Raw genomic sequence first — 7,340 nt, forward strand, 5'->3', positions numbered from 1 at the left:
TCAATCCACCAGTCCACTCTCACTCATAAAACCTACCTTTCCGCCCCTATAAAACTGAATTGCTATTCATTATTACTTCAATATCATTCTTTTAATCAATAAAGTTCATAATTTTTTCAATTTTAAGTTCAAACCTTTGAGTCTTAGAGCCAAATCATGGTAGAATAATGTCGGAAATGTTTTATCCTTCCGACTTTTGGATAAAGATTATTATAATATAGTATTTTGGTCGAAAGTTTAAAGCAAAACAAAGGATAACAGGGGGATTTCTCGATGAAACCTAATACACCTGATACGACAAACCCTTGGCTCGATTTCCAAGGTCCTAACTTGGGATATGTTCAGGAAATGTACGAAGTTTTCGAAACGGATCCGGCTTCGGTGGATCCGGAATTAGCGAGTTTATTTGAGCAGTGGGGGCCTCCGGTCGTTGAGGAAGCTGGTCAAGTAAGGGAGAGCAGCAATCAAGCGTTTACTGCGAAGGGGTTTGGTGCTTCTGATTTTCTTTATAAGGTTGCACAAGCGGTAAAGCTGGCAGAGGATATTCGCACGAATGGTCATTTGGCCGCGAACATTTATCCTTTATATCAAAAGGAACGAAACGGCATCGATCTTGACTTGAAACAGTACGGTTTAACGACCGAAGATTTGAAAGCGATGCCAGCGTCGATAATCAGCGAATTTATTCCAAAAAAATTGACTAATGGCTATGAAGCTATTGAATATTTGAAAATGCTTTATACGAGGACGATTGCATTTGAATTGGATCATGTGCATGACCTCGATGAAAAGAAATGGCTTACGCAGATGGTAGAAAGTACGGCTTCAGGGTTTAAGCTTCCGGATCAGAAGAAGAAGAGAATTCTGAAACGTTTGACAGAAGTAGATGGATTTGAGAAGTTCCTTCATAAGACGTTTGTCGGCCAGAAGCGTTTCTCTATAGAGGGTGTTGATTCCCTTGTGCCTCTTTTAGATGAAATCGTGTCTAAATCGGTTCGAGGCGGAACGAAGTCTATTAATATCGGAATGGCTCACAGAGGAAGATTGAATGTGCTTGCCCATGTGTTGGGTAAACCGTACAAAAACATTTTCTCTGAGTTTCAGCATGCACCAAATAAAGAGCTTGTTCCTTCCGAAGGTTCCATTGGGGTTACCTTTGGCTGGACAGGTGATGTGAAATACCATCTTGGTGCTGATAGGAAAATTAAGGAAGAGAATACAAGAGAAGCGGTTATTTCCCTTGCAAACAACCCTAGTCATCTCGAGTTCGTGAATCCGATTGTCAATGGTTTCACAAGAGCAGCTCAGGATGACCGTGCGAAGAGCGGCTATCCGGTTCATGATCCTAATGCGAGCATGGCAATCATTATTCACGGGGATGCGGCATTCCCAGGTCAGGGTGTTGTGGCAGAGGCGCTTAACTTAAGTCAGCTGAATGGCTATCAAACAGGCGGAACGATTCATATCATTGCGAACAATATGATTGGCTTCACGACAGAGAGCAGAGATTCCCGTTCAACCAGGTATTCATCAGACCTTGCAAAAGGATTCGAAATTCCAATCATTCATGTCAATGCCGATGATCCGGAGGCGGTCCTTGCAGCAGCTCTTGTGGCGTATGAGTATAGAGAGAAATTCAAAAAGGACTTCCTAATTGATTTAATCGGCTACAGACGATTTGGCCATAACGAAATGGATGAGCCGATGACAACCAATCCAGAAATGTACAAGCTTGTGCATGCCCACCCAACTCCTCGGGAGGTATATGCAGAGCGGTTAGTTGAAGAAGGTGTCATCACGAAGGAAGAGGCGCAGCGCCTTGCGGATGAGCATGCGGCTATGCTGAAGGATTATTATAATCAAGTCGGCGAGAAGCAGGATGCAAATCTAGAGGATGCAGATGTACCGAAGATTATTGAATCCGGTATTCCAAAGGTTGAGACGAAGGTAGAGCTGGGTGAATTGCAAAAGATTAATCAAGATTTGCTTAAACGTCCAGACAATTTCACTGTCTTCAAAAAGCTCGATAAAATTTTGATGAGAAGAAGCGATGCCTTAAACGAGGGCAATAAAGTGGATTGGGCATTGGCAGAGGCGCTTGCGTTTGCTTCTATTATCAAGGATGGTACGCCAATCAGGCTGACTGGACAGGATTCAGAGCGTGGAACATTCGCCCATAGAAACCTGGTGCTGCATGACTCTGAAACAGGTGAAACATTCTCGCCTCTTCATACGCTTGAAGGAGCGAAAGCATCCTTTGCGATCCATAACAGTCCATTATCTGAGGCAGCGGTTATTGGCTTTGAATACGGCTACAATGTGTATTCTCAAGACACGCTTGTTCTCTGGGAAGCACAATATGGAGACTTTGCCAATACGGCTCAAGTATTCTTTGACCAGTTCATCGCAGCCGGCAGGGCGAAATGGGGACAAAAGTCCGGTCTTGTCATGCTACTTCCGCATGGATATGAGGGACAAGGACCAGAACACTCCAGTGCTCGTTTGGAACGTTTCCTGTCTCTAGCGGCAGAAAATAACTGGACTGTAGCGAATTTGAGCAGTGCGGCTCAATATTTCCATATTTTAAGAAGACAAGCTTCTATTCTAGGCAAGGAAGAGGTTCGTCCACTCGTCTTAATGACACCTAAGAGCTTACTTAGAAATCAAGTTGTGGCGAGTGAGCCGCAGGAGTTCAGTGAAGGAGAATTCAAATCCTTTATCGAGCAGCCCGGCCTCGGCAAAAACAAAAAAGCTGTTGAGAGAATCCTATGTGCAACTGGTAAGATGGCGATTGATCTTGCACAGGCAGTCGAAGGAAAAGAAGATATGGACTGGCTCCATATTGTCAGAATCGAAGAGATTTATCCATTCCCATTTGCGGGTGTGAAAGAGTTGTTCGATTCCTACCCTAATTTGAAAGAAATCATGTGGGTACAAGAGGAACCGAAGAATATGGGTGCATGGACATTTGTTGAACCGCGTTTAATTGCGGCAGCACCTGAAGGGGTAACAGTGGATTATATCGGAAGAAGAAGACGTTCATCTCCAGCAGAGGGAGATCCAACGATTCATAAAAAAGCTCAAAATCGTATCATCACAAGTGCACTTACACGCGAATAGAGGAGGAAAAAGAAAATGGCAGAAGTTATCGTACCAGAATTGGCAGAATCAATTACAGAGGGAACAATAGCCCAGTGGCTTAAACAACCGGGTGACACAGTTGAAAAAGGGGATTATATTGTTGAACTCGAAACAGATAAAGTAAATGTGGAAATCATCTCTGAGTATGCAGGTGTGTTAAAGGAACAATTAAAAGAGGAAGGTGACACTGTATTAGTAGGTGAAGCCATTGCCATTGTAGACGGAGAGGGCGGCGGAAGTGCCCCTGCACCGAAGAAGGAAGAACCAAAACAAGCAGAAGCACCTCAAGAAGAACAGCAAAGTAAACCAGCACCTGAGCAGGAAGTGAAAAAAGGCCAGCAGCCTGTCGCTTCTCCTTCTGCCCGAAAACTAGCGCGTGAAAAAGGCATTGATCTATCTGAAGTACCAACGGTTGATCCGCTTGGACGTGTGCGCAAGCAAGATGTGGAATCCTTTGATCCAAATAAAGCGCAAGCTCCGAAGGCCGCAAAACCAGAACCGAAAAAAGCACCAGAGGCAAAACCGGCTCCATCCGGAAAACCGGAAGAGCGCGTGAAAATGTCTAGAAGACGTCAAACAATCGCTAAACGCTTGGTTGAGGTTCAACACAATACAGCGATGCTGACTACCTTCAATGAAGTGGACATGACGAATATCATGAACCTGCGTAATAAACGGAAGGATGCCTTCTTGAAAGAAAATGATGTGAAGCTTGGATTCATGTCGTTCTTTACAAAAGCAGTTGTCGGCTCATTGAAGAAATTCCCGATGCTAAATGCGGAAATCCAAGGGGATGAGCTGCTTATCAAGAAATATTATGATATCGGTGTAGCGGTATCTGCGCCAGAAGGATTGGTTGTACCAGTCGTAAGAGATGCAGACCGTATGAATTTCGCTGAAATCGAAAAAGAAATCGGTACCCTTGCGAAGAAGGCCCGCGATAATAAATTGGCCCTTCAAGATTTGCAAGGCGGCACATTCACCATCACAAACGGCGGTGTATTCGGATCCCTTATGTCTACACCAATCTTAAATGGTACACAGGTCGGTATTCTAGGAATGCATGGCATCAAGCTACGTCCAATTGCGATTGACGAGACAACTATTGAAAATCGTCCAATGATGTACATTGCCCTTTCCTATGACCACCGAATCGTTGATGGAGCAGAAGCGGTTAGCTTCTTAGCCAATATCAAGAAATTAGTAGAAGATCCTGAAAGCTTATTGCTTGAAGGTTGATTATATGAAGGAGAGAACAGCCATTTTGATGGCTGTTCTTTTTTTACTGTTTTCGTTACCTAGATAACATGTTAAAATGGCTGACAACTAATTGGATAGAGGGGAGGTAATCATTGTTGGGAAATTATTCTTAACTTCTAATGGTTTTCATACTGATGAGATGAAAGCAACTTTCCTAAAAGAAGTTGGTGGGAAAATAAGTGAATTAAGGGTTTCAATCATTACAACTGCCTCACCGATAAAAGAACAAAATAAATATGTTCAAAAAGCATACAATGATTTCAGAGATATGGGGTTTAACTTCATTAATTTTCTTGATTTAGAGTACGATGATCCAAAGGTCCTTTTAAATTGTGATGTAATCTATATAAATGGTGGAAATCCATTTCATTTATTACTCCATATTAAAAGAAGCGGTTCCGAAGAAATCTTTAGGCGTTTATCCCAACAAAATATAATATTTGTTGGTGTCAGTGCTGGTGCTATCGTTTTAGGACCAAATATTCATATTGTACAATTTTTCACGCCAGAAATGAATAACGTAAACCTTGAAGATTTAACCGGTTTAAACCTGGTAGAACTCATGGTGTTTCCTCACTACGATAGAGAGGACATTTTTAAAGACAGCACAGGTAAAACCATAGAAGAAAGATTATGCGAGTTCGAGGTTGTTAATAATTGTGTGATTCATAGAATGAAAGATGACCAATTCATTCTATTGGAAACTTAAGACCTTTTATACGTACCATTTCAGAATAAAGAGAGAGTCCTCTGTTTTGTCAATTCATTATGAGTATTTAAAAAGATTAGATGGATTATTTTTGAAAATATCGGTTGACAATTCAGAATAATTAAATTATGATAAATCAAACCAATGGATGATATTGGATATATTCCAACGTTATATATGTTGAATAAGATTATTGGCGTTGAAGAAGAGGAGTAGCCCTTGAAGGAGTTTTAGAGAGCCGGTGGCTGGTGGGAACCGGTACGAATTCTTTGGTGAATGGACTTCTGAGCTTTCAGGCAGAACATTTATTTAGTGGATTAGTATGCCCTGAACGGTGGTGGCAGCCGTTATATAATGCCAGACAGTTGAAGCTAGCTGTCTCAAAGTGGATTGTTCTTTTTGACAATCAATTAAGGTGGCACCGCGGGTCTTCCGTCCTTATCTGATAAGGATGGAAGACCCTTTTTGTATACAATTAAATAAGATTAACACGTTAAGAAAGAGGAGTAGCGGTAAGTGATGCATATCAGAGAGCCGGGAATGGTGAGAACCGGCATGCTGGCTTTCCGTGAATGGGCTTTCGAGTGATTTCTTGAACCGTCAGTAGGGAAATCCGGGTTTCCGCCGTTAAAAGGATAGGGTATCGAACTATTTTTCCGTACCTGAATAGAGTCCTAACGGGGGTGGCACCACGATCATACGTCCTCCATAAGCATGTTTCTATGCTTATGGAGGATTTTTTATTTGGAGGAGATTAAGAATGAGGGAGCGGCAAGTATTTAAACGAATGATTTCAGGAGAAGAAAGACAGAAAGCCTATGCGCTTGAAAGGATGAAGGACGTTGCCATATTAGAGTTTCCGACGCTTGAACATGGAAGGCTGCGGATTCTTGCCTTTAATGTGCACGCTGAAGTGGTCCAAAGGGATGGTATTTTAACCGTTAAGTCTAAGGGGGCGACGGAAATCATTTCGGAGGATGCCCAAGACTATATGAAGAGCTGGCTGACGAGTCAAGGTGAGGAAGTATCCTCCCTTCCATTTGCAGGAGGGGCGATTGGCTACTTCGGATATTCCTACTCCTTTCAATTTGAGGACTTAGAGATACCGGCTGATGACCCGCTGGGTATGAATGATCTGCATCTGCTATTTCATTCAGATTATATCGTGTTCAGCGGTAAAGACGAAGAAGAGTGTCAGCAGATTCATATTCAGTACGGCAGCTCTATTTCACCGGAGGAAGCGGAGGAACAGATGGCAAGTGTGCTTGATCAAGCTTGTACTGGAGAGCGAGGGAAAGAGAAAGCCGCTTATTCGATTGGTTCATTAACCAGCAACTCAACGAAAGCCTCCTTTATGAAAGCGGTCGAATCGATTAAAAATCACATCAGGGAAGGCGACATCTTTCAAGCTGTGCTATCCCAAAGGTGGACGGGAGTTTTTCATGGTTCAAGCCTGGCCTGCTTTAGGGAGATGAAAGAACAGCAGTCAACCTCCTTCAGCTTTTATCTTCCTTTCGAGGATTGCGAGGTTTTTGGCTGTTCACCTGAACGGCTGCTTGCCGTTGATCAAGGGATTATTCATTCCAATCCAATTGCGGGGACGCGGAGGAGAGGAAGTACACATAGAGAGGATGAGCAGCTGATTGAGGAGCTGCTCTCCGATGAAAAGGAAAAGGCGGAGCATTTGATGCTTGTTGATTTGGCTAGAAATGACCTTGGCAGGATTTGCCGAAAAGAGAGCATTAGGCTTCACCGTTTCATGCAGATTGAGAAATATAAGAATGTCATTCACTTAGTTTCAGAGATTACGGGTACGATGGCAGATACAATTCACCCGTTAGATGCTGTGAAAGCCTGTCTGCCTGCGGGAACGGTCTCAGGTGCTCCGAAGATTAAGGCAATGGAGCTAATCTCGGCGCATGAGCAGGAGAAAAGAGGGGCATATGGCGGCGGTGTCGGATTTATTTCCTTTGAAGGCAGGATGGATTTGGCTCTCGCTATTCGGATGGCGGTCGTAAAGGATGGAAGAATCCATCGCCAATCTGGGGCGGGAATCGTTCATGATTCCATTCCAGAAAATGAATGGTATGAAACGCTTCATAAAGCAGGTTTAAAGGAGGTTGCCTTAAATGATTTTACTGATCGATAATGTTGATTCGTTTACGTATAACCTGTATCAGCTTTGTCTCGAACTGGGAGAAGAAGTAGTGGTGAGAAGGAATAATGCCCT

General features: G+C 43.1%; 4 protein-coding genes, 1 pseudogene and 2 other annotated features. All 5 genes and pseudogenes read left to right on the forward strand.

What is annotated here, in order from left to right:
- The first annotated feature begins 273 nt into the window (after positions 1 to 273).
- The gene (sucA, locus tag ACI35L_RS01335; RefSeq protein ID WP_439802074.1) at positions 274 to 3,120 is read left to right on the forward strand and encodes a 2-oxoglutarate dehydrogenase E1 component; all 2,847 of its coding nucleotides are present in this window, start codon (positions 274 to 276) and stop codon (positions 3,118 to 3,120) included.
- A 15-nt stretch (positions 3,121 to 3,135) separates the two neighbouring features.
- Positions 3,136 to 4,380 (forward strand): 2-oxoglutarate dehydrogenase complex dihydrolipoyllysine-residue succinyltransferase, encoded by a 1,245-nt coding sequence (odhB, locus tag ACI35L_RS01340; RefSeq protein ID WP_049670695.1) that lies wholly within the window; start codon positions 3,136 to 3,138, stop codon positions 4,378 to 4,380.
- Positions 4,381 to 4,471: 91 nt separating this feature from the next.
- On the forward strand, positions 4,472 to 5,110 hold the full coding sequence (locus ACI35L_RS01345; RefSeq protein ID WP_439802075.1) for a Type 1 glutamine amidotransferase-like domain-containing protein: 639 nt from the start codon (positions 4,472 to 4,474) through the stop codon (positions 5,108 to 5,110).
- Positions 5,111 to 5,300: 190 nt separating this feature from the next.
- Positions 5,301 to 5,553: a binding site (T-box leader), on the forward strand.
- A 41-nt stretch (positions 5,554 to 5,594) separates the two neighbouring features.
- Positions 5,595 to 5,820 (forward strand) — a binding site (T-box leader).
- Positions 5,821 to 5,870: 50 nt separating this feature from the next.
- Entirely contained in the window at positions 5,871 to 7,259 is a 1,389-nt protein-coding gene (locus tag ACI35L_RS01350; protein ID WP_439802076.1) for an anthranilate synthase component I family protein, read from the forward strand.
- A pseudogene (locus tag ACI35L_RS01355) lies at positions 7,240 to 7,340 on the forward strand (anthranilate/aminodeoxychorismate synthase component II); the annotation flags it as partial. The gene ACI35L_RS01350 and the pseudogene ACI35L_RS01355, both read left to right, overlap by 20 nt.

This window comes from Pradoshia sp., from assembly GCF_051873915.1.
Classification (GTDB): Bacteria; Bacillota; Bacilli; order Bacillales; family Pradoshiaceae; genus Pradoshia.

Bases quoted from the DNA above. Each gene is read 5' to 3' on its own strand.
- sucA (WP_439802074.1), top strand. From the start codon at position 274: ATGAAACCTAATACACCTGATACGACAAACCCTTGGCTCGATTTCCAA.
- odhB (WP_049670695.1), top strand. From the start codon at position 3,136: ATGGCAGAAGTTATCGTACCAGAATTGGCAGAATCAATTACAGAGGGA.
- ACI35L_RS01350 (WP_439802076.1), top strand. From the start codon at position 5,871: ATGAGGGAGCGGCAAGTATTTAAACGAATGATTTCAGGAGAAGAAAGA.